The sequence below is a fragment of the Zoogloea sp. genome (assembly GCF_030157465.1).
Lineage (GTDB): Bacteria > Pseudomonadota > Gammaproteobacteria > Burkholderiales > Rhodocyclaceae > Zoogloea.
Genome location: NZ_JAOAUU010000052.1, coordinates 1 through 19938, shown reverse-complemented (window position 1 = coordinate 19938; position 19938 = coordinate 1). Strand labels below are relative to the sequence as shown.

At 64.9% G+C, this 19938-nt stretch carries 23 protein-coding genes; 7 read left to right on the top strand and 16 right to left on the bottom strand.

Annotation, left to right across the window (positions count from 1 at the left end):
• The 3 genes from Q1W26_RS05645 to Q1W26_RS05635 form a co-directional block, all read right to left on the bottom strand.
• Positions 1-295: NAD(P)(+) transhydrogenase (Re/Si-specific) subunit beta (locus Q1W26_RS05645; protein WP_300436997.1), on the bottom strand; the 295-nt coding region annotated here is incomplete at its 3' end.
• Complete coding sequence (locus tag Q1W26_RS05640) at positions 295-579, bottom strand: NAD(P) transhydrogenase subunit alpha (RefSeq protein WP_300436994.1); 285 nt, start codon at positions 577-579, stop codon at positions 295-297. The genes Q1W26_RS05645 and Q1W26_RS05640, both read right to left, overlap by 1 nt.
• 13 nt (positions 580-592) lie before the next feature.
• Complete coding sequence (locus tag Q1W26_RS05635) at positions 593-1717, bottom strand: NAD(P) transhydrogenase subunit alpha (protein WP_300436991.1); 1125 nt, start codon at positions 1715-1717, stop codon at positions 593-595.
• Between the two features lie 151 nt (positions 1718-1868).
• Here Q1W26_RS05635 and corA point away from each other — a divergent pair, with 151 nt between their 5' ends.
• On the top strand, positions 1869-2951 hold the full coding sequence (gene corA, locus Q1W26_RS05630; RefSeq protein ID WP_300436988.1) for a magnesium/cobalt transporter CorA: 1083 nt from the start codon (positions 1869-1871) through the stop codon (positions 2949-2951).
• A gap of 7 nt (positions 2952-2958) precedes the next feature.
• Here corA and Q1W26_RS05625 read toward each other — a convergent pair whose 3' ends face one another.
• The 9 genes from Q1W26_RS05625 to hyi all read right to left on the bottom strand — a co-directional run bounded on the left by Q1W26_RS05625 (position 2959) and on the right by hyi (position 11794).
• Positions 2959-3804 carry a protein phosphatase 2C domain-containing protein gene (locus Q1W26_RS05625; RefSeq protein WP_300436985.1) on the bottom strand — a complete coding sequence of 282 codons (846 nt, stop codon included), beginning with the start codon at positions 3802-3804 and terminating at the stop codon, positions 2959-2961.
• A gap of 213 nt (positions 3805-4017) precedes the next feature.
• Complete coding sequence (glcF, locus tag Q1W26_RS05620) at positions 4018-5265, bottom strand: glycolate oxidase subunit GlcF (RefSeq protein ID WP_300436983.1); 1248 nt, start codon at positions 5263-5265, stop codon at positions 4018-4020.
• Positions 5266-5268: 3 nt separating this feature from the next.
• Positions 5269-6345: a glycolate oxidase subunit GlcE gene (gene glcE, locus Q1W26_RS05615; RefSeq protein WP_300436981.1), complete on the bottom strand. Its 1077-nt coding sequence runs from the start codon at positions 6343-6345 to the stop codon at positions 5269-5271.
• On the bottom strand, positions 6305-6481 hold the full coding sequence (locus tag Q1W26_RS05610; RefSeq protein WP_300436979.1) for a hypothetical protein: 177 nt from the start codon (positions 6479-6481) through the stop codon (positions 6305-6307). Before Q1W26_RS05610 ends, glcE begins: the two co-directional genes overlap by 41 nt.
• Positions 6482-6483: 2 nt before the next feature.
• Positions 6484-8001: an FAD-linked oxidase C-terminal domain-containing protein gene (locus Q1W26_RS05605; RefSeq protein WP_300436976.1), complete on the bottom strand. Its 1518-nt coding sequence runs from the start codon at positions 7999-8001 to the stop codon at positions 6484-6486.
• A 117-nt stretch (positions 8002-8118) separates the two neighbouring features.
• Entirely contained in the window at positions 8119-9597 is a 1479-nt protein-coding gene (locus tag Q1W26_RS05600; RefSeq protein WP_300436973.1) for an amidase, read from the bottom strand.
• On the bottom strand, positions 9590-10069 hold the full coding sequence (locus Q1W26_RS05595) for a DUF2867 domain-containing protein (protein ID WP_300436970.1): 480 nt from the start codon (positions 10067-10069) through the stop codon (positions 9590-9592). Before Q1W26_RS05595 ends, Q1W26_RS05600 begins: the two co-directional genes overlap by 8 nt.
• Positions 10070-10166: 97 nt before the next feature.
• Positions 10167-11006, bottom strand: a complete 840-nt coding sequence (locus Q1W26_RS05590) for an AraC family transcriptional regulator (protein ID WP_300436968.1) — start codon at positions 11004-11006, stop codon at positions 10167-10169.
• A gap of 17 nt (positions 11007-11023) precedes the next feature.
• Positions 11024-11794 carry a hydroxypyruvate isomerase gene (gene hyi / locus Q1W26_RS05585; RefSeq protein WP_300436965.1) on the bottom strand — a complete coding sequence of 257 codons (771 nt, stop codon included), beginning with the start codon at positions 11792-11794 and terminating at the stop codon, positions 11024-11026.
• A 132-nt stretch (positions 11795-11926) separates the two neighbouring features.
• On the opposite strand from hyi, the gene pcnB reads away from it, so the two are divergent.
• The 6 genes from pcnB (at position 11927) to panC (ending at position 16529) form a co-directional block, all read left to right on the top strand.
• Complete coding sequence (pcnB, locus tag Q1W26_RS05580; RefSeq protein ID WP_300436962.1) at positions 11927-13273, top strand: polynucleotide adenylyltransferase PcnB; 1347 nt, start codon at positions 11927-11929, stop codon at positions 13271-13273.
• Positions 13270-13776: a 2-amino-4-hydroxy-6-hydroxymethyldihydropteridine diphosphokinase gene (gene folK, locus Q1W26_RS05575; RefSeq protein WP_300436960.1), complete on the top strand. Its 507-nt coding sequence runs from the start codon at positions 13270-13272 to the stop codon at positions 13774-13776. Before pcnB ends, folK begins: the two co-directional genes overlap by 4 nt.
• On the top strand, positions 13776-14117 hold the full coding sequence (locus Q1W26_RS05570; RefSeq protein ID WP_300436958.1) for a DMT family protein: 342 nt from the start codon (positions 13776-13778) through the stop codon (positions 14115-14117). Before folK ends, Q1W26_RS05570 begins: the two co-directional genes overlap by 1 nt.
• A 15-nt stretch (positions 14118-14132) precedes the next feature.
• Positions 14133-14771: a deoxynucleoside kinase gene (locus Q1W26_RS05565; protein WP_300436955.1), complete on the top strand. Its 639-nt coding sequence runs from the start codon at positions 14133-14135 to the stop codon at positions 14769-14771.
• 91 nt (positions 14772-14862) lie between these two features.
• Positions 14863-15681: a 3-methyl-2-oxobutanoate hydroxymethyltransferase gene (gene panB / locus Q1W26_RS05560; protein ID WP_300436952.1), complete on the top strand. Its 819-nt coding sequence runs from the start codon at positions 14863-14865 to the stop codon at positions 15679-15681.
• Between the two features lie 8 nt (positions 15682-15689).
• The gene (panC, locus tag Q1W26_RS05555) at positions 15690-16529 is read left to right on the top strand and encodes a pantoate--beta-alanine ligase (protein WP_300436950.1); all 840 of its coding nucleotides are present in this window, start codon (positions 15690-15692) and stop codon (positions 16527-16529) included.
• A gap of 57 nt (positions 16530-16586) precedes the next feature.
• Here panC and Q1W26_RS05550 read toward each other — a convergent pair whose 3' ends face one another.
• The 4 genes from Q1W26_RS05550 to Q1W26_RS05535 all read right to left on the bottom strand — a co-directional run.
• Positions 16587-17066, bottom strand: coding sequence for a hypothetical protein (locus Q1W26_RS05550; RefSeq protein ID WP_300436948.1), 480 nt, complete (start codon positions 17064-17066; stop codon positions 16587-16589).
• Between the two features lie 147 nt (positions 17067-17213).
• The gene (locus Q1W26_RS05545) at positions 17214-18002 is read right to left on the bottom strand and encodes a response regulator transcription factor (RefSeq protein ID WP_300436946.1); all 789 of its coding nucleotides are present in this window, start codon (positions 18000-18002) and stop codon (positions 17214-17216) included.
• A gap of 98 nt (positions 18003-18100) precedes the next feature.
• Positions 18101-18799 (bottom strand): response regulator transcription factor, encoded by a 699-nt coding sequence (locus Q1W26_RS05540; RefSeq protein ID WP_300436943.1) that lies wholly within the window; start codon positions 18797-18799, stop codon positions 18101-18103.
• Positions 18796-19938 (bottom strand): HAMP domain-containing sensor histidine kinase (locus Q1W26_RS05535; RefSeq protein WP_300436940.1); only part of this gene is annotated, 1143 nt, incomplete at its 5' end. The genes Q1W26_RS05540 and Q1W26_RS05535, both read right to left, overlap by 4 nt.

Here is a 19938-nt window from a genome sequence, read left to right as displayed (position 1 = left end):
CCGCGCCGCCGCCCATGCCGTTGTAGATGGCGACCATCTGCGGCATGTCGGTCATGGCGACCCTCTTGCCGGACACCCAGGCGAGTGCGCCGCCCAGGCCGATGGCGATGATCATCAGCAGGTAATTGCCCATGCCGGGGGTCAGGAAGGTGACCACCGTGGCGAGGACCATGCCGACACCCGCCCAGATGATGCCCTTGCGCGCCGAAACCGGCGAGCTCATGCCCTTCAGGCCAAGAATGAAGAGAATCGCGGCGACAAAGTAGCTCGCGTCAATCAGCCACTTGATAGCCATTACTTCTTCTCCTTCGATTTGAACATGGCGAGCATGCGTTCGGTCACCACGTAACCGCCTGCCGCATTGGCCGCGCCCAGCAGCACGGCGACGAAGCCGATGGCCTGCTGCAGCGGGGTTTCCGCCTGGCCGAGGGCAATCATGCCGCCCACCAGCACCACGCCGTGCACAAAGTTGGATCCGGACATCAGGGGCGTGTGCAGGATCACCGGCACACGGGAAATGACTTCGTAGCCGGTAAAGGCCGCGAGCATGAAAATATAGATTGCAACGAATCCGTCCATGGTCGTCTCCCGGTTAGAGGCCCAGAACCTGCTTGACGCCGGCATGGCGAAGTTCGCCACCGTGGGTCAGACAGGCACCAGCCAGCACGTCGTCCTCCCAGTCCAGGGCCAGGGCCCCGTCCTTGATGAACGGCGAGATGAAATTGAAGAGGTTCTTGGCGTACATCTCGGAGGCATGCACCGGCATGCGGCTCGGAATGTTGGTGGGGCCGATGATCAGCGTCTCGCCCACCCAGGTTTTTTCGCCTGCCAGGGTGCCAGCCACGTTGCCGCCGGTTTCCGCAGCCATGTCAACGACGATCGAGCCCGGCTTCATCTTCGCCACCATGTCGGCACTCACGATCACCGGCGCCTTCTTGCCGGGAATCGCCGCCGTGGTGATCAGCACGTCACAGTCGGCGATGGCGCGACCGAGCTTGTCGGCCTGCTGGCGTTTCTCGTCCTCGGTCAGTTCGCGGGCGTATCCGCCAGCGCCGGCTGCCGACACGCCGGTGTCAACGAACTTGGCACCCAGGGACTCGATCTGCTCCTTGGTTTCGGGGCGCACGTCATAGCCGGAAACCATCGCGCCGAGCCGCTTGGCCGTGGCGATCGCCTGCAGGCCCGCCACGCCGGCACCGATCACCAGCACCTTCGCCGGACGGATCGTGCCCGCGGCGTAAGTCAGCATCGGAAAGAACTTGGGCGAATGGTCGGCTGCAATCAACGCACATTCGTAGCCTGCCACCGCGGCCTGGCTCGACAGCACGTCCATGCTCTGGGCACGGGAGATACGGGGCAATAGCTCCAAAGCGAAGCAGGTGATGTTCTTTTGACGCAAAAGCTCGATCCGCTCCTTGCTGGACCAGGGCTGCTGCAAGCCAACCAGAACAGCGCCGGATTTAAGCTCGGCGATGTCTTCGATGGACAGCGGCTGGACCTGCAGGATCACGTCCGCCTTGCGCAGAACAGAACGCGCATCCGCGTCGAGTTCGGCCGCGCCGTAGTCCTCATCACGAAAATAAGCCGCTGAACCGGCACCCACCTGGAGCATCAACGTTGCTCCAAGACCCTGATATTTCTTGGCTACATCGGGGACAAGCGCAACACGTCGCTCACCCGCCGCAAACTCTTTGGTCACACCGATGACCAGAGGCATGGAACCTCCTTAGAAGGTAGTTGGAATTCTGCTATCGTCCCGAAACGGATTCGGAGACGACAAATGTCTCGTAAATTCAGCCGAAAAAAACGGCCTTCTCTCACATAAAAGCGAGAAAAATGAATGATTTCATGCATTGACCAGGGTCAAGATGAGAAAGTCTAGCAAGAAACATACTCGTCCAACCCGAAAGCTAGGGTTACCCCCAGGTTCACTTATCCATATTGGCGAGATAAAGACCGAAAAAACCAGCATCAGCCTGATCGAATTCGACGCCCACGGCCTTACGGAAACCCGTTTCGACAGCATCGAAGCCTCCCGGAGCTACCAGCCGACCCGGGAAAAACTGTGGCTCAACGTCTATGGGCTGCACGACCCCGCGGTCATGGCCGAAATCGGACGCCGCTTCAAGCTCCACCCGCTGGTTCAGGAGGACGCGCTCAACACCCAGCAGCGCCCGAAAAGCGACGAATACGCGGACTACCTGTTCATCGTTGCCCGCTGTTTCGATTTCGTCAGCGAGACCCGCAGTCTTACCTCCGACCAGGTCAGCATCGTCCTCGGCCGCAATTTCGTGCTCACCTTCCAGGAACGCGCCTCCGGCGCCTTCGAAGCCGTGCGCGAACGCCTGCGGGCAGAACACGGCGCCATGCGCACCCACGGCGTCGACTACCTTGCCTATGCTCTGCTTGACACCCTGGTGGATCGCTATTTCGTTGCGCTCGACGATCTCAGCGACATGGCCGAGGATCTCGAAGACGCGGCCCTGACCCGCCCGAATCCGTCCCTGCTGGCCGAAATCAACCGCGTCAAGCATGAGGCGCTGACACTGCGCCGCGCCGTCTGGCCGCTAAGGGAAATCCTGAACATGCTGGCCCGTGCCGACAACGGCTTCTTCACCGCCGACACCCGGCTCTATCTGCGGGACATCTACGATCACACCGTGCATGTGCTCGAATCGCTGGAATCCGTTAGAGACATGCTCGCGGACCTGCTGGACATCTATTTATCCAGCGTCAGCAACCGCCTCAACACGGAGGTGCGCATCCTGACCGTGCTGACCACGCTGTTCATGCCGGCAACACTGATCGCCGGCATTTTCGGCATGAATTTCCATACCATGCCGCTGCTCGATGACAACGAAGGCTTCTGGCTTGCTCTGGCAATGATGCTGGGCGCGGCGACCGTAATGGCGGCCGCATTCTGGCGCCGCAACTGGCTCAATACGCGCTAGGGAAGAATCAGCCGCCCAATTTGGGGAAGTCGCCCCACTGCTGCGGCTTGGGCGTGACTTCGACGAGCTTGACGATGGCCAGGGAGATGTTGTCACCGCCGCCCTTGGCCCGCTGGCGAGCCAGCTCGATCAAGGCCGAAGCGGCGTCACGGGGGGATTGGGTGGCGAGGATATGGCCCGTTTCCTCTTCGGAAATATAGGCCCACAAGCCATCGGAACACAGCAGGAACGCATCGCCGCCAACCAGCGGCGAGACATGCCCGACATCAACCCGCGGTTCCCGCTCGGAACCCAGGCACGACAGCAGGACGTTGCGGTTGGGGTGACGCAGAGCCCCTTCGGCATCGAGCCGGCCCTTGCGGACGAGTTCTTCGACGAGGGAATGGTCGACGCTGCGGGTGACGAGCGCGCCACGGCGGAAATGATAGAAGCGGGAATCGCCGCAATGGGCCCAATCGGCCCTGTCCGGCTGCATCATGAAAACCACTGCCGTGCTGTGCGGATCCTGCTCGCTGGTGAAGCGGGTCAGCTTGATGACGATGTGGGCTTCGTCGACGATGCTTCGCAGTAAATCCGGTGCGCTCTCCGAGGCCGGAGCGAAGGCTTCGAAATTCTGCCTTGCCTTGAGAATCACCTGTTCAGCAGCCATCGCCCCACCCGAATGCCCGCCCATGCCATCGGCGAGCACAGCCATCATGGTGCCCTTGCGGGTGGGATGCGCGAACACTGCCGCGCGGTCCTGCTGCTCGCTACGGTCGCCGGTGTGCTTCGCCACACAGGCCTCGGCCTGGTAACGCTTTTTGGCGCTCACCGAATCGGGCGCGGACAATGATGAAACGGTCGGATTCAACATGGGATCAGCACATTGACAGGGCTGTCGTGTCGGCGCGGGCGGGCACGCCCAACCGGTCAACGGCCGCGAGGCAATACCCCATCGGCATCGCCATGACATCCGAGCAAAACAAAACGCCGCACGCAATCACAAAATCACTCCAGCCACAGGCAGGCATTAGGTTGACAGAGTTTAACCGTTTATTCCTTTAGTACTAAAGACCCCTTTTGCCTTTCAGGCCGATTCCGTGACATTTTCATCGATAATTTCAATCCAATGTCGTATAGGCAATACCGCCCCCGAGGAAAGATGCTCAATGCAGCCGACATTCGCCGAAACGATGCACTCGCCACCACCCGCCTCCAGCGCAGCCAGCTTGTCGTCGCGCAGACGGCCAGCCAGATCCGGCTGCAGCAACGAGTAGGTGCCCGCCGACCCGCAGCACAGATGGGCATCCCGCACCGCCGTCAGCTCGAGGCCGGCGGCCACCAGCAGGTTCTCGACGACACCGCGGATCTTCTGCCCGTGCTGCAGGCTGCACGGGGCATGAAAGGCGATCCGTCGCGGCGTCCGGCCGGCGCGGCCTTTGGCCAGCAGGGCTTTCAGTGGAACCATCTCGGCGAACAGCACTTCGGCCACATCGCGGGCAAGCTCTGCAACTCTGGCAGCTTTCACGGCATAGGCCGGATCATTCTTGAGGAGGTAACCATAATCTTTCACCTGAACGCCACAGCCGGAAGCGGTCACGACGATCGCCTCGACCTTGCCGGCAGCGATGGCGGGCCACCAGGCGTCGATGTTGCGACGGGCATCGTCCCGGCCAGCGCCCTGGTCGTGCAGGTGGAACTTGACTGCACCGCAGCAGCCGGCACCGGCCTGCTCGACCAGCGAGATGCCGAGGCGGTCGAGCACCCGCGCCGTTGCGGCGTTGATGGCCGGGCGCATCGACGGCTGCACGCAACCGGCCAGCACGATCATCCGGCGGGCATGGCGCGGCGCCGGCCACACACCGGCAGGGTCGGCACGGGGCACTTTTTCAGCCAGTATCTTCGGCAGCATCGGCTTGAACAGACGGCCGACACCCAGCGATGCACCAAACAGCCCGCTTCGCGGAATGAACTCCCGCAGCGCGTTGCGCATGAGCCGGTCGCCACCCGTGCGGGGAACCTGCTGCTCGACCACGTGGCGACCAATATCCGCCAGCCGGCCATACTCGACGCCCGACGGGCAGGTGGTTTCGCAAGCCCGGCAGGTGAGGCAGCGATCCAGATGCAGGCGGGTTTTTTCGGTAGCAGGCTGGCCTTCGAGCACCTGTTTGATCAGGTAGATGCGCCCGCGCGGGCCATCCAGCTCGTCCCCCAGGAGCTGGTAGGTCGGGCAGGTGGCGGTGCAAAAGCCGCAATGCACGCATTTGCGCAGGATGTCCTCCGCCTCGCGGCCTTCCGGTGTGTCGCGGATGAAATCGGCAAGATTCGTTTGCATGATTTACAGCCCCGCGTAAAGGCGGCCGGGGTTGAGGATGCCCGCCGGGTCGAATGCTTTTTTGAGATTGCGCTGCAGCGCCATCAGCGGTGCGGGCAGCGGATGGAAAACCTCGCCACTCCGGTCACCGTGGCGGAACATCACGGCATGGCCGCCAAGCTCCGCCACGCGGGCACGGATTTGCCCGGCCGGCACCGTCGAGCGCAGCCAGCGCTGGGCGCCGCCCCACTCCACCAGCTGCGCGCCGGCCAGTTGAACAGCCAACGCATCGCTCGGCATCGACAGGCGCCACAAGGCGTCGTCACCCCTGAAAAAATCATCGCGCTGGTCACGCAGCCCGGTCCACAGGGCGTCGGCCACAGGGGCCGGCACGCTCTCGCCACCCAGCCGGGCGATCGCGGCATCGACGGCTGACGCAGCACCGGACAGCCGCAGATCGAGCACACCGCCACGCCAGGCGCTGGCCGATATCGGCAGGGGCTGACCACCCCAGGCATTGAGCTGATGCAGCGCCGCGGCTTCGTCCATCTCGAAGCGCAGTGTCGCCTCGGCCACGGGCCTGGGCAGCACCTTGAGCGACACCTCGACGATCAACCCAAGGGTGCCGAGACTTCCGGCCAGCACGCGGGAAACATCGTAGCCGGCGACGTTCTTCATCACCTCGCCGCCAAAACGCTGCACCTCGCCACGCCCGTCGATGATCCGCGCACCGAGGACGAAATCGCGCACGCCGCCCACCGCAGCCCGCCTCGGCCCGGCGAGGCCCGCAGCCACACAGCCACCCACCGTGCTGTCGGCACCAAAGCGCGGCGGCTCGAAGGCCAGCATCTGATTACGCCCGGCCAGCTCGGCTTCCAGATCGGTCAGACGTGTGCCAGCGCGCACCGTCACGACGAGTTCGCTCGGCTCGTAGCTGACGATGCCGCTGTATCCCGTGGTTGCCAGGATTTCGCCGACCGGCTGCCGGCCGTAGAAATCCTTGCTGCCGCCGCCGCGGATACACAGGGCCGTGCCGCTTGCCGCCGCTGCGCGGATGCGCTCAGTCCAGCTTCGAATCTGATCGTTCACGGGTTTCTCCATCGTTCTTCTGGGCTTCGCGCAGGCGACGCTTTTCCAGCCGCCGGGCCGTGCGCAGGCCCATCAGGGTGCCAACCAGCGACAGCACCGGCACCGCCACAAACAGAAATTGCAGCCAGCCTTCCGGAATCGTTTCCATCGTCAGAATCTCGGCAGATCAGGGTGGGCCGGGGGCCGGCTGGCGCCCATCCGCTCGCGGCCGTATTCGGCGCAGCGGTTGAGGGTTGGAATGGCCTTGCCCGGATTGAGCAGGCCGTCAGGGTCGAACGCCGCCTTGACCCTGTGGAAGGCCTTGATTTCCGGCGTTCCGAACTGGCTGCACATCTGGTTGATCTTTTCGATGCCCACCCCGTGCTCGCCGGTGATGGTGCCGCCAAGGGCCACCGAGAGTTCGAGGATCTCGGCACCAAAGGCCTCTGCGGTGTGCTGGTCACCGGGCATGTTGGCGTCGAAGAGGATCAGCGGATGCAGGTTGCCATCGCCCGCATGAAAGACGTTGATGCAGCGCATCGCGTATTTTTGTTCCATCGCCTGGATGGCCTTGAGCATTTCGCCGAGGCGCTTACGCGGAATGGTGCCGTCCATGCAGTAATAATCGGGCGAGATGCGCCCGGCTGCCGGAAACGCGGCCTTGCGCCCGGCCCAGAAACGCAGCCGCTCGGCCTCATCGCGGGAAACACGAATTTCGGTGGCGCCGCTGGCTTCAAGCAATGCGCGCACGCGGGCGATTTCTTCGGCCACTTCTTCCGGCGTACCGTCGGATTCGCACAGCAGGATGGCCTGGGCATCGAGCGGGTAGCCGGCATGCACAAACTCTTCGACCGCCGCGGTCGCCGGCTGATCCATCATTTCGAGCCCCGCCGGGATGATGCCTGCCGCGATGATCGCGGCCACCGCATCGCCAGCCTTCACCACGTCGTCGAAGGCCGCCAGCACGCACTGGGCGAGCTGCGGTTTGGGGGTGAGCTTGACGGTGACTTCGGTGACCACCGCCAGCATCCCCTCCGAGCCGGTGATGAGCGGCAGCAGATCGTACCCGGGCGCATCCAGCGCCAGGCTTCCGAACTCGACGATGTCACCCGCAATGCTTACACCCCGCACCTTTAGCAGGTTGTGGATGGTGAGCCCGTACTTGAGGCAATGCACCCCGCCGGAATTTTCGGCCACATTGCCGCCGATAGTGCAGGCGATCTGCGACGAGGGATCGGGGGCGTAATACAGGCCATAGGGCGCGGCAGCTTCGGAAATGGCGAGATTGCGCACACCGGGCTGAACCACCGCGCGGCGGGCTTGGGCGTCGATGTTCAATATCTTCTTGAGGCGCGCAAGAGACAAGACCAGCCCGAAACGGTGCGGCTGGGCGCCACCCGACAGACCGGTTCCGGCGCCCCTCGCCACCACGGGCACGCCCTGGGCCGCGCAGATCTTGAGGATATCCACCACCTGCGCCTCGGTTTCCGGCAGCACCACCACCATCGGCACCTGCCGCAAGGCGGCCATGCCGTCGCACTCGTAGGGACGCAGATCCTCCACGTCGTGGAGCAGGCTCGCCGCCGGCACGACGCGCGCCAGCGCATTCACCAGGCGAACCTTGTCCACCCGCGAGAAATCGGCGTCCGCGGTGCCGAAAGCCGGCGCATCAAAAACCTCGCCTGTCATGGTGTCTCCTTGTCGGTTCTGCGGGCCGACGACGGGCGCAAGACGGCCTGCCGGGCCAGTTCGGTCAGTCTAGAAGAGCTGCCACCGCGATGCAAAGCAGACGCCGCCAAACCGGGTTCAGCATGAAAGCGGCGGCGCGACAAAACCGCCCACGGCGGGCTCGATATGGGCCGCCACGGCCAGCAGATCATCCTCCTGCCAGCGCCTGCCGACGACCTGAACGCCCACCGGCAAACCGTCTTCGACACCGGTCGGCAGCGCCGCCACGGGGTTGCCGCTCACCGAAAAGGGCGTCGTCAGGCCGATGGTCGCCTCCAGGTAGGGCAAACGGCGCCCGGCCACAGTGAGCGTCGGCGGACGCGCGAAGGGCCCCATCGGCCGGCCCGGATAGGCCACCGTGGTGGCGACCGGGCACAGCAGGGCATCGAAGCCGGACAGAAAGGCTTCCAGCAGGCCGATGGCTTCGTCCCGTGCATTAAGCGCCCGGTTGTAGGCCCGCATGTCAAAGCGCAAGCCACGGGCAATGGCCTTCACCAGCCGTTCGGACGGCGGCAACAGATGACGGGCACCCAGGAAGAAGGCCCGCTGCCAGCGCGGCAGGCCCAGGCCGATCTCGGCGCCGCCGATCAGCCCGAAGAGTTCGCGCAGCTGTTCCGGATCGAGCCCTGGCGGCGCGCCCCGCTCCACCCGATGCCCGGCCGCCTCCAGCCTTCCGGCCATACCCGCCAGCCCGGCGCGGGTGCGCTCGCACAAGGGCAGCCCCAAGTCGTCCCACAGCGCGAGACGCAGGGATTTGCCGGCGGGAATCGGCGGCACCGGTGAGGTGGCAAGGGGCGGCACCTCGGTATCGACGCCGTCCGGCCCGGCGATCAGGCCGTAGCCCAGGCGCAGGTCAGCCACCGAGCGGGCCAGCACGCCCAGGGACAGCATGTGCCTCACGCTGCGCGCGCCGCCCAGGTGCTCCGGCAGATGGGGAATATGGCCGGTGCGGGGAATCCGGTTCTCGGTCGCCTTGAAGCCGGCCACGCCACAGTAGGCGGCCGGAATGCGGATCGAACCGGCCAGGTCGCTGCCCGCCTCCAGCAGCGAGAAGCCCGCCGCGACGGCCACCGCGGCCCCGCCCGAACTGCCGCCGGGCGTCAGCGCAGGATTCCAGGGATTGTGCGTCGGTCCGAACAGCGGGCTCCAGCAAAGGGGCGCACCGGCCAACTCCGGCAGATTGCTCTTGCCGACGATGACCGCCCCCGCCGCCCGCAAGCGGGCCACCAGCGTGGCGTCGGCGTCCGGCACGTAATCGGCCAGCGGCCGGAAACTCGCCGTGGTGCGTAACCCACGGGTGGCAAAGACGTCCTTGATCGACACCGGCACCCCGAGCAGCGGCGGCACCGGGCCGCCCGCGGCAAGCTGCCGGTCGGCGGCTTTTGCGGCATCCCGCGCTCCCGCCGTATCGACCGTTACCAGGGCATTGAGCGCGGGATTGAAACGCGTAATCCGCGCCATACAGGCATCCAGCAGGGCTTCGGCCGACAGGCGCCCTTCGCGGATGGCGCGGGCGGCGGCAGAGGCGCCAAGCGTGTCCAGGCGGATATCAGGCATCGCGCGCTCCCGCAGCCAGCCGCCGGACGATGGCCCGGGCTATCACCGGAGCGATCATCCGGTGCAGCGGCCCCACCAGCGCCAGATACCCGCGCCCGAGGGCGTTGTGGGGACGCACCCACGTGGACACAACAAGGTGCTTGCCATCCGGCTCCGCAAGAATCAGCAAGGATGTCCGGAAATCCAGGTGACTATCGTCCTCGCCAAGCACAACCTCCCGCCGCGAACGGGCAATCGGACGGAACACACCGGACGCCGCTCCCGCCATCCGGCGCAAGCCAAAGGGCCCCACAAGCTTGTCACGCAGGGCCACCAGCGCCTTCAGCCAGGGCGGCGAGGCTGCAAAAAACGCATCCACGACGCAGTCGATGGAATGCTCGCCGACGGGAAGCGGCAGCCGGCAACTGTGCTGCCAGGCGCCGGCAGGCATGGCAGGAATGAGGAGCGAAGATGGGGGAATGGGCTTTTTCATCTTGGAGTGGCTGGTGCGTTCAGTCGAAAGCGTCAGCTTGCACCTGCGACCTGCGCCCGGTCTTGCACCCAGACGACATGCGGGCCTGCCGGGCCGCTCAAAAACCGGAGGGGCCGAAATGCCTCGCCAGCGTTGCCGGATCGATGTGGTAAGGCCAGAACGCGGGATCAAGGCGGGCGATGCCGGCTTGCAATTCACGCGGCGTATGGCCGGTGAAGCGGCGCACATCCCGGCACAGATGCGCCTGGTCGGCGTAGCCCTCCCGGGCCGCCACCGCCGCCCAGCCTTCCGCTGGATTGCCCCCGGACAGCGCCGCAAGCATCCGGCTGCAGCGCACCTGCTGGCGATAGCTGCGGAGCGGCTGGCCGTAGCTATCCAGAAAACGCCGCTCGAACTGCCGCAGGCCGACGCCAAAGCACTCCGCCAGTTCATCCGCCGGCAAGGCCAGGAGCACCGGCGGCACGCACAACGCAGACCCTGAATCGGTGTCACGCCGGATATCGCACAGCAATTCCCACACACGGCTCACCGCGCTTCCGCAAGCCGCAGCCGGGCGCCTCGAATCGACAAAGCGTGCCAGCGCGCCCCGGCCGGCTACGTCCAGCAACACTGCCGGATCGACGGCCTCTTCCATCACCGCCCGCCCCGGCACGCCGAACAGCGCGCGAAGCCCGCCCGGCAACAGGGGCACGGTGAGTATCCGGGTGCCGGGCTCGGCCCGGGCCTCGCGCACCCCGCGCGTCCCGCCGCAAACGGAAAGCAGCGGCAACGGATGCTCCACGCCCGCCCGCCGAACCGCGATGCCGCCTTCCAGAATCACCAGCAGGAGCGGATGCAGCGCCGCCGGCAGCACATACGCCCCGCCCGGCACGCCCGTGAGCAGCGCGCTGCGCACGCAATCCGCCAGAGCGGGCGGCGGCAGGAAGATCCCCTCCATCGTGACGCCGTCGCCGTTCAGGTGGCCATCCAGCCGAATGAATCCTCGGTAGGCCCCGTCGGGACATACTCACAGCCAATCCAGCCCGGGTAGCCCAGCGATCGGAGCAGCCTGAACAGGAAAGGAAAGTTGATTTCACCGGTGCCCGGCTGATGACGCCCGGGGTTGTCGGCCACCTGGATATGGCCGATGCGCGCAAGATTGGCCTCCAGCGTGCGGGCCAGATCGCCCTCCATCACCTGGGCGTGGTAGACGTCATACTGCAGCGCTAGATTGGGCCGGTCGGCTTCGTCCAGCAACGCCAGTGCAGGCGCAGTGCGATCGACAAGGAAACCCGGCGTATCGCGACTGTTGAGCGGCTCCAGCAAAACCTGCCGCTCGGCCGGCGCAAACGCGTCGGCGGCAAAGCGCAGGTTGTCGATCAGGGTTGAGCGCAGCAGCGCCTCGTCGACGCCCTGGGGCCGCAGGCCGGCAAGGCAATTCACCCTCGGGCAGCCCAGCGTCTCGGCGTAGCTCGCGGCCTCGGCCACACCGTCGCGGAATTCCGCGACCCGCTCCGGCAGGCAGGCGATGCCGCGCTCACCGGCCGCCCAGTCGCCTCCCGGAAAATTGAACAACACCACCTCCACCGCCGCCCGCCGGACGGCATCAACTACTTCATCAAGGGGGAATGCATACGGAAAATGGAACTCGACCCCCTTGAAACCGCTGGCCGCAGCGGCGGCAAAACGGTCGAGAAAGGGCCGGTCGAGGAACAGGAAGGAGAGATTGGCGGAGAAGCGCAGCATCGGGAACCTCGCAAATCAGGTCAAAATCGCCACCCGGCATGGTTGTTGCGCGCAAAACGGCCGTGCCGGGGAAACCCGGCCGTGCGATGGGTTATCATGCGCGACTTGACCAAAATTATCCAAGCCCCGCCAATGATCCGCAAACTGCTGCGCCGGGTTTTCCGCCGCGCTGCACCCGCCACCAACGCCCTCCCCGACCCCGCAGTGATCCCCGTGGCCCGTCACGGCGTCCGCCGGGAGCATATCTCCCCCGCGGCCAACAAGGTCTGCTCGGTTCTCCAGGAGGCCGGCCACAAAGCCTACGTGGTCGGCGGTGCGGTGCGCGACATCATCGTCGGCCAGACCCCGAAGGATTTCGACGTAGCCACCAGCGCTACGCCGGAAGAAGTCCGCGCCCTGTTCCGCCGTTCGCGGATCATCGGCCGTCGCTTCAAGATCGTGCATGTGATGAGCGGCCCGGAGACCATCGAAGTCTCCACCTTCCGCGCCATGCAGGACGCCGAATCCACCGAGACCGACGAACACGGCCGCGTGCTGCGCGACAACGTGTTCGGCTCGATGGCCGAAGACGCCACCCGCCGCGACTTCACCGTCAATGCGCTGTACTACGATCCGACCAGCGAAACCATCATCGACTACCACCACGGCGTGGCCGACCTGCAGCAGAAAACCCTGCGCATGATCGGCGACCCGCGCGTGCGCTACCGCGAAGACCCGGTGCGCATGCTGCGCGCCGCGCGCCTCGGCGCCAAGCTCGGGCTGTCGATCGACCCGGCCGCCCGCGCGCCCATCCGCGAAATGGCAGAACTCCTCGAAAACGTGCCGCCGGCACGCCTCTTCGACGAGATGCTCAAGCTGCTGATGTCCGGCAACGCCGTCAAATGCCTGCGCCAGTTGCGCGAAGAAGGCCTGCACCACGGCCTCTTGCCGCTCCTCGACGTGATTCTCGAACAACCGATGGGCGAGCGTTTCGTCTGGCTGTCGCTCGAAAACACCGACGAGCGCGTGCGCCAGGGCAAGCCCATTTCGCCCGGTTTCCTGTTCGCCACCCTGCTGTGGCACGAGGTGCTGGCCGACTGGGACGCCCGCAAGGCCGAGGGCGAGCACTCCCAGCCCGCGCTCTTCGACGCGATGGATTCGGTGCTCGAGCGGCAGTCCGGCAAGCTCGCGATCACCCGCCGCATCGCCGGTGACATCAAGGAAATCTGGGCCCTGCAGCCGCGCTTTGAAAAGCGCGCCGGCAAAACACCTTACCGCCTGCTGGAGCAGCCGCGGTATCGCGCCGGCTGGGATTTCCTGCGCCTGCGCGCCCAGTCCGGCGAGCTTCCGATGGAGCTTCCCGACTGGTGGGAAGCCTTTGCCGACGCCCACCCGGAATCCCGCGAAGCCATGCTGGTGCCCGACAAGGCCGGCACCGCCAAGAAGCGTCGCCGCCGCAAGAAGCCCGCTGCGGCCCCCTCCGACGCCGGCCAGGCATGAACCCTGTGGTAGCCCGTCGCGTCCGCGCCTTCGTGGCGCTGGGCGCCAATATCGGCGAACCGGTCAGGCACCTGCGCGCGGCGGTCGAAGACATGGCGGCGCTGCCCGGTACCGCCGTCGTGGCGCGTTCGTCCCTTTACCGCAGCGCGCCGGTCGGGCTGCTTGACCAGCCCGATTTCATCAACGCCGTCGTGGCGCTCGACACGGATCTCGAACCGCTCGCCCTGCTCCGCGCCCTTATGGCCATCGAAGCCCACCACGGCCGCGTGCGCAGCGTGCCCAATGCGCCGCGCACCCTCGACCTCGACCTGCTGCTCCACGGCGACCGACAGCAGGACGAACCTGAACTCACCCTGCCCCACCCGCGCATGCACGAGCGTGCCTTCGTGCTGCTGCCACTGCTGGAAATCGCACCCGACGTGCGCATTCCGGGCCTGGGCGCAGCGTGCGATTTTCTTTCGGGCGTCACCGACCAGGCCATCGCCCGCAGCGAGTCCATGTAATGCCGATCTGGGTTCAGACCGCCCTTCTTCTGGCGGCCTCCAACGTCTTCATGACCTTTGCCTGGTACGGGCACCTGAAGAATCTGGCCACCTCGCCGTGGTATGTCGCCGCACTGATAAGCTGGGGCATCGCGCTCTTCGAGTACCTGCTCCAGGTGCCAGCCAACCGCATTGGCGCCCAGGAACTCAACCTCGCCCAGCTCAAGATCATGCAGGAGGCGATCACCCTTGCGGTGTTCGTGCCCTTTGCCATTTTCTACATGCAGCAGCCCCTCAAGCTTGACTATCTGTGGGCCGCCCTGTGTATCCTAGGCGCCGTTTACTTCATATTCCGCGCCTGAAAGGCGGAGCTCCCCATGCTCGAAAAAGCGCGCTACATCGTCGTGGAAGGCCCCATCGGAGCCGGCAAGACGACCCTCGCCAAGCGTCTCGCCGCGCGTATCAATGCCGACGTGCTGCTTGAGAACCCTGCGGCCAACCCCTTTCTCGGGCGTTTCTACCAGAACATGGAGCGCTGGGGCCTGCCCACGCAGATCGCCTTCCTGTTCCAGCGCAGCGAGCAGCTGCTCGCGTTCACGCAAAACCACGACCCCTTCAGGCGCGTCGTATCGGATTTTCTGCTCGAGAAGGATCCGCTCTTCGCCCAACTCAACCTTGCCGAAGACGAACTCCAGCTCTACCTTCAGCTCTACGAACGCCTCAAGCCCACGGTCCGCAAGCCCGACCTGGTGATCTACCTGCAGGCCCAGCCCGACATTCTCATCGATCGCGTCCGCCGCCGCGGCGTCGAATCCGAGCGCCGGATCAACGAACACTACCTGCAGCGCGTCGCCGAACGCTACGCCACCTTTTTCCACCACTACGACGCCGCGCCGCTGTTCATCGTCAATGCCGAGTCCCTCAACCCCGTGGACAAGGACGAGGATTTCGAACTGCTGTACTCCCGCCTGCTCGCCATGCGCAGCTACCGGGAATTCTTCGGCTACTCCGGCTAGGCCCCACGCATTCCCCGATCCGTCACTTCAGCCGCCCTCTTGTGCCTTGCACAAGATTGCGGTTAACTGCCGCCGCGAGGAGGAACCAGACATGAGCTACCTGCAGGAAAACACCAAACCCGTCACGCTTTTCGAACTCGGCAAGATGCGCGCCGAGGGTCGCAAGATCGTCATGCTCACCGGTTACGACGCCAGTTTTGCCGCGCTTCTGGAGCGCTGCGGGGTCGACGTCATCCTGGTCGGCGACTCCCTCGGCAACGTGCTGCAGGGCCAGAAAACCACGCTGCCGGTCACGGTCGAGCAGATGGTCTATCACACCGAATGCGTCGCCCGCGGCTGTACGCGCCCGCTGATCATCACCGACATGCCTTTCGGCAGTTATGCCGAAAGCCCCGCCCAGGCCATGAAAAACGCGGCACGCCTGATGGCCGCCGGCGCCCAGATGGTCAAGCTCGAAGGCGGCGCCTTCATGGCCGAAACCGTGCGCTTCCTGGTTGAACGCGGGGTGCCCGTGTGTGCCCACATCGGCCTCACCCCACAGGCCGTGCACCAACTTGGCGGCTACCGCGTGCAGGGCCGCAGCGAAGAAGGCGCGGCAACCCTCAAGGCCGACGCCCTGGCGCTGGAGCAGGCCGGTGCCGCGCTGATGGTGATGGAAATGGTGCCCTCTTCGGTGGCCGCCGAGGTCACCGCCAGCCTCACCACGATGGCCACCATCGGCATCGGCGGTGGTGTCGATTGCCACGGCCAGGTGCTGGTGCTGCACGATCTGATCGGCGTGTTCCCCGGCAAGCGCCCGCGCTTTGCCAAGAACTTCATGGAAGGCGCCTCTAGCATCGACGACGCCGTCACCCGCTACGTCACCGACGTACGCGAAAGCCGCTTCCCCGGCCCCGAACACAGCTACTGAAATCCGCCATGCAAATCCATTCGACCATCGCCAGCCTGCGTGCAGCCCTCGCCGACGCGCGCCTCAAGGCCGCCCGCATCGCCTTCGTGCCCACCATGGGCAATCTTCACGACGGCCACATCGCGCTGATGCGCCAGGCCCGCCAGCACGCCGACGTGGTCGTCGCCAGCATCTTCGTCAATCGCCTGCAGTTCGGCCCCCGGGAAGATTTCGACAAATATCCGCGCACCTTCGAAAACGACTGCGCGCGGCTGACCGAAGCCGGTGTCGATCACCTTTTCGCGCCCGACGAACAGGAGATGTACCCGACGCCCCAGCGCTACCAGGTCGATCCCGATCCGGCCCACACCGACATCCTCGACGGCGCCTCGCGTCCCGGCCACTTCCGCGGCGTGGCAACGGTGGTGCTCAAGCTGTTCAACATCGTGCAGCCGCAAGTCGCCCTGTTCGGCAAGAAGGATTACCAGCAGGTGATGGTGCTTCGCAACATGACCCGCGAACTGGCCCTGCCCATCGAGATCATTGCCGGCGAAACCACCCGCGCCGACGATGGTCTGGCGCTGTCATCACGCAACGGCTACCTGAGCCCGGCCGAACGCGCCGAAGCACCCCGCCTGTACCGGCAACTGGTGTGGATTCGCGAACGCGTCACCGCCGGCGAGCGCAACTTCCTGCTCCTGGAAACCGAAGCCGTGGCCGAACTGGCCGCTCACGGCTGGCAGCCGGATTACCTCACCATCCGCCGCCGCAGCAACCTGCAGCCGCCAGCCGGTGACGAGCCGCTGGTGGTGCTGGGCGCAGCCAAGCTCGGCAACACCCGCCTGATCGACAATCTGGAAATCGAATAAAAAAGGGCGTGTGGGCCGGTCAGCGCCGGCACACACGCCCTTGACGAAGGGCTCTGTTCAGGTCGTGGGGTGGAAGCTGGCGATCACCAGCGAATCAGCGCCCTGATCCCGGCGGCGGATCTGGCCGAAGCACTCGGCGATTTCCTCGCACTGGCGAATGTCCTCAATCAAAAACTGGCGCAAACCGACGCACAGGGCCAGTTCGCTCACGGCCGGCTCGGCCGCACAGGCCGATCGAATCGCCCGCACCACTTCCGGATAGACCGAATCTCGTGCCATCAGCGCGCCAAGGCTGATCCGCACATGGCTCGCCAAGCGTGAATCGGCAGGCTCCCGCGCCAGTTTTTGCAGGCACAGCAGCACGCTGCGGCGGGCATCCCGGTGATGCCCGAGGGCCTGGTCATTGGCAATCCGGCCCAGCGTAACGGTCCACTCGGGAGGAATCCGTTCGGCGCCCCGTTCACGCTCGCGCCAGGTCTGCCAGACGATCGCCGCCAGGGCCAGGAGTCCGAAACCTGTAATCAACAAGGTGTTCATGATGTGCCTCATCCAACGAGTTACGACACTCGAAGGGTAGAAGGCAGCGAACATCTGCGGAGCCGATTACGTCACACTTGCCAGCCAACGTCCGGCCACGGCGGGCCCCGTTGCGCGGCATCGCGACTTCAGTCACGCCGCGACGGATCAGGGTGCGGCGTAGCCCACCCCGTGCATTGCAGCACTCGCCCGAACCTGCTCGGCCCCGCCGCCCAATTCGACGGTGAGCAGCGGCGACACCCAGGCCTCATTGTGCTTTTCGAGGCGGTAGCCGCTGCCGTAAGCCGAGACCAGTCGGTAACCATTTTCGCCATTGATCATCAGCTTCTTGCGAATGCGGCTGACGTGGGTATCGACGGTACGCGTCAGGCTCAGGCTCTGGCCCCCCCACAGGGCGTCCAGCAAGTGCCCCCTGGAGAAGACGCGGCCCTGGTTCTGGAACAGGAAAACCGCCAGATCGAACTCCTTGTCGGTCAGCGCAATTTCCGTATCCAGCAGATGGAGGGTCCGGGCTTCCAGATCAAAACTATAGGGCTGGCACTCGAGCCGGACATCACGCCGATAATGGGCCGGGTGTCTGCGGCGCAGCACCGCGTCAACCCGCGCGGTGATCTCCCGCCCCCCCACGCCGCGGAGGATGAAGTCGTCGGCGCCCAAGGCAAAGGCCTCGGCCAGCCGGGTTTCGCTGTCTTCGCAATTGATGAACATCAGCGCCACGCCATTGCCGGCCAAGGTCCACAGACGGCGCAGGAATCGTCGGAAGCCCGCACCAAAAAGGGTGCCGTCGATAAGCAGCAGGTCGAAGCTTTCCCGGCCGATATCCCGAAGCAGGTCCTGCTCCTCGCGAAAGGCGTGCACGACGTGCCCGGAATCCATCAATGAGGCGAGGATGTTCGAGACGAACTCCTGATTCGCGTGCAGTAGCGCCAGGCGCATGATTCGATCTCCCGGTCTGGATAAGAAAATATGACCTGAATGTAATCGGACCAAAAGGCCAGTGAAAATGCTGACCAAAACTCACCCTGCGAACAGGGTTAAAGCAGTCGACCTGACTCCATGAAGGCATAGCCCTTGCCATAGTCCGAAACCAGCGGGAGTTTCAGCCCGCAGCTGGCCGTCGCCTTGGCCCGCAGGCGGCTGACCAGCGCCTCCAGGCGATGGGAGGAATATCCGGCCTCCCTGGCGGCAAGAAGCATCACCAGTTCATCCTTGCGCACCTTGCGGTCGGGCCGCCCGAAGAGCGTGCCGAGCAGCAGCGCTTCCGGCGCATTGAGCAGCATGCTCACGCCGTTGGGCGCAACCAGCAGGCGACGTTCGGCATCCAGATGCCAGGGATGGGGCATCACCTGCGACGGGATTGCAGTTGCCCCGGAGCGCAGCCGCCGATGCACGCTGAGCAGGGTCGCCTCCAGCTCCTCGGGGTCCACGGGTTTGACGAGATAGGCATCGGCACCGTCGCGCAGGCTGGCGATGCGCAGCGCCCGCTCGCTCCGCCCGGTGCACATCACGATGCCGGAGCGGACGTAGTTCCGCGCTTCCTTGCAAAAGGCGAGCCCGTCGCCGTCGGGCAGATTGATGTCGAGGATCAACAGGTCACGCGGTTCGGCGAGCAGGCCTTCAGCCTCACGGATCGTCCCGGCGCAGGTCACCGCAAAACCGGCCCCTTCCAGAAACGAGGCGATCTCCTCGCTCAGATCCCGGTCATCCTCCACCAGCAACACGGAAATACTCATGCTTCCTCCTGTATCCGCGTCGACGCGGCGCCGCTCTGTCGTATCGGAATATCCAGCGTGAAGCAGGTTTGCGTGCCGTTCTGGGCGCTGGTCAGCTGCCCGCCATGAATGGTGGCCACATGCGCCGCCAGCGCCAGGCCGATGCCGAAGCCGCCCTTCTCGCTGCCTGTTCCCATGATCCGCTGGAACATCTGGAAGGCCCGTCCCGCCCATTCAGGCGGCAGGCCCGGGCCTTCGTTGATCACCCGGTATCTGACGGACGCCGATTGCTCATCGACGTCAACCTCGAGCCGGATCGGCGAATCCTCGAAGGCGTATTTGGCCGCGTTGTCGAGAAGATTGGACAGCGCCAGGGTCACCAGCTCCGCATCCAGCGACACCGGCTGGAAAGCTTCACCCCGGTAAACGCACTGAAAACTGCGGGCAGCGTGGAGCTGTTGCTGGGCATGCAGCGCGTTCAGCGCGGGCAGGTCGGGCGGCTCGTCGGCGAAGTCCGGTTCGAAATCGGTCCGGGCCAGATTCTGCAGGCGCAGATGCCGGTCGATCAGCGCACTCATGCGCTGGGCTGCCTGGCCAAGCCGAACGATCCGGGCCGCGTTGTCGGGGCTGGGCAAGGCCCGCCTGAGATTGGCAAGGCCGGTGAGCAGTATGCCCAGCGGGCTACGCAACTCATGGGCGACGAAGGCAAAAAAGGTCGTCTGCTCGGCCCTTAGCCGCTCTTCCTGGCTGGCCAGCTTGCGGTGGATTTCCGCGTTTTCTTCGGCCACCAGCCGCTTTGCGTTTTGTTCCCGCAGCTCGGTCAGGATGCCGAAATGAAGGAGCAGCGAATAAGCCAGCACGGCCGGAGTCATCATTTCGAAATTCACATTCGACGGATAAAACCCCAGGGCCCGGAAAGCACTGACCGCCATCGGCAGCGCATAACAGGCATAGGCCAGGAGAATCCATCCGGAATTAGCATGGCCCCGACGCAGATTCTTGATCACCGCCACCGCGCCCAACAGGGAGAACAACAACTGCGCAGCACGAACCCAGGGCATGACGTAAACAAACGCGTCGAACAGCGTGCTGAAGCCGGCCAGTGTAAGAAGAACTGAGATATTCACCCAGCAGTGGGCGCGATAAATCCGGGATTTAGT

Excerpts from the sequence above, each read along its gene's own strand:
- Q1W26_RS05565 (WP_300436955.1), top strand. The coding sequence starts at position 14,133 with ATGCTCGAAAAAGCGCGCTACATCGTCGTGGAAGGCCCCATCGGAGCC.
- glcF (WP_300436983.1), bottom strand. The coding sequence starts at position 5,265 with ATGCAAACGAATCTTGCCGATTTCATCCGCGACACACCGGAAGGCCGC.
- pcnB (WP_300436962.1), top strand. The coding sequence starts at position 11,927 with ATGATCCGCAAACTGCTGCGCCGGGTTTTCCGCCGCGCTGCACCCGCC.
- folK (WP_300436960.1), top strand. The coding sequence starts at position 13,270 with ATGAACCCTGTGGTAGCCCGTCGCGTCCGCGCCTTCGTGGCGCTGGGC.
- Q1W26_RS05550 (WP_300436948.1), bottom strand. The coding sequence starts at position 17,066 with ATGAACACCTTGTTGATTACAGGTTTCGGACTCCTGGCCCTGGCGGCG.
- Q1W26_RS05635 (WP_300436991.1), bottom strand. The coding sequence starts at position 1,717 with ATGCCTCTGGTCATCGGTGTGACCAAAGAGTTTGCGGCGGGTGAGCGA.
- Q1W26_RS05610 (WP_300436979.1), bottom strand. The coding sequence starts at position 6,481 with ATGGAAACGATTCCGGAAGGCTGGCTGCAATTTCTGTTTGTGGCGGTG.
- corA (WP_300436988.1), top strand. The coding sequence starts at position 1,869 with ATGAGAAAGTCTAGCAAGAAACATACTCGTCCAACCCGAAAGCTAGGG.
- Q1W26_RS05590 (WP_300436968.1), bottom strand. The coding sequence starts at position 11,006 with ATGGAGGGGATCTTCCTGCCGCCGCCCGCTCTGGCGGATTGCGTGCGC.
- hyi (WP_300436965.1), bottom strand. The coding sequence starts at position 11,794 with ATGCTGCGCTTCTCCGCCAATCTCTCCTTCCTGTTCCTCGACCGGCCC.
- Q1W26_RS05600 (WP_300436973.1), bottom strand. The coding sequence starts at position 9,597 with ATGCCTGATATCCGCCTGGACACGCTTGGCGCCTCTGCCGCCGCCCGC.
- Q1W26_RS05570 (WP_300436958.1), top strand. The coding sequence starts at position 13,776 with ATGCCGATCTGGGTTCAGACCGCCCTTCTTCTGGCGGCCTCCAACGTC.
- panB (WP_300436952.1), top strand. The coding sequence starts at position 14,863 with ATGAGCTACCTGCAGGAAAACACCAAACCCGTCACGCTTTTCGAACTC.
- Q1W26_RS05545 (WP_300436946.1), bottom strand. The coding sequence starts at position 18,002 with ATGCGCCTGGCGCTACTGCACGCGAATCAGGAGTTCGTCTCGAACATC.
- Q1W26_RS05625 (WP_300436985.1), bottom strand. The coding sequence starts at position 3,804 with ATGTTGAATCCGACCGTTTCATCATTGTCCGCGCCCGATTCGGTGAGC.
- Q1W26_RS05640 (WP_300436994.1), bottom strand. The coding sequence starts at position 579 with ATGGACGGATTCGTTGCAATCTATATTTTCATGCTCGCGGCCTTTACC.
- Q1W26_RS05605 (WP_300436976.1), bottom strand. The coding sequence starts at position 8,001 with ATGACAGGCGAGGTTTTTGATGCGCCGGCTTTCGGCACCGCGGACGCC.
- panC (WP_300436950.1), top strand. The coding sequence starts at position 15,690 with ATGCAAATCCATTCGACCATCGCCAGCCTGCGTGCAGCCCTCGCCGAC.
- glcE (WP_300436981.1), bottom strand. The coding sequence starts at position 6,345 with ATGGAGAAACCCGTGAACGATCAGATTCGAAGCTGGACTGAGCGCATC.
- Q1W26_RS05595 (WP_300436970.1), bottom strand. The coding sequence starts at position 10,069 with ATGAAAAAGCCCATTCCCCCATCTTCGCTCCTCATTCCTGCCATGCCT.
- Q1W26_RS05540 (WP_300436943.1), bottom strand. The coding sequence starts at position 18,799 with ATGAGTATTTCCGTGTTGCTGGTGGAGGATGACCGGGATCTGAGCGAG.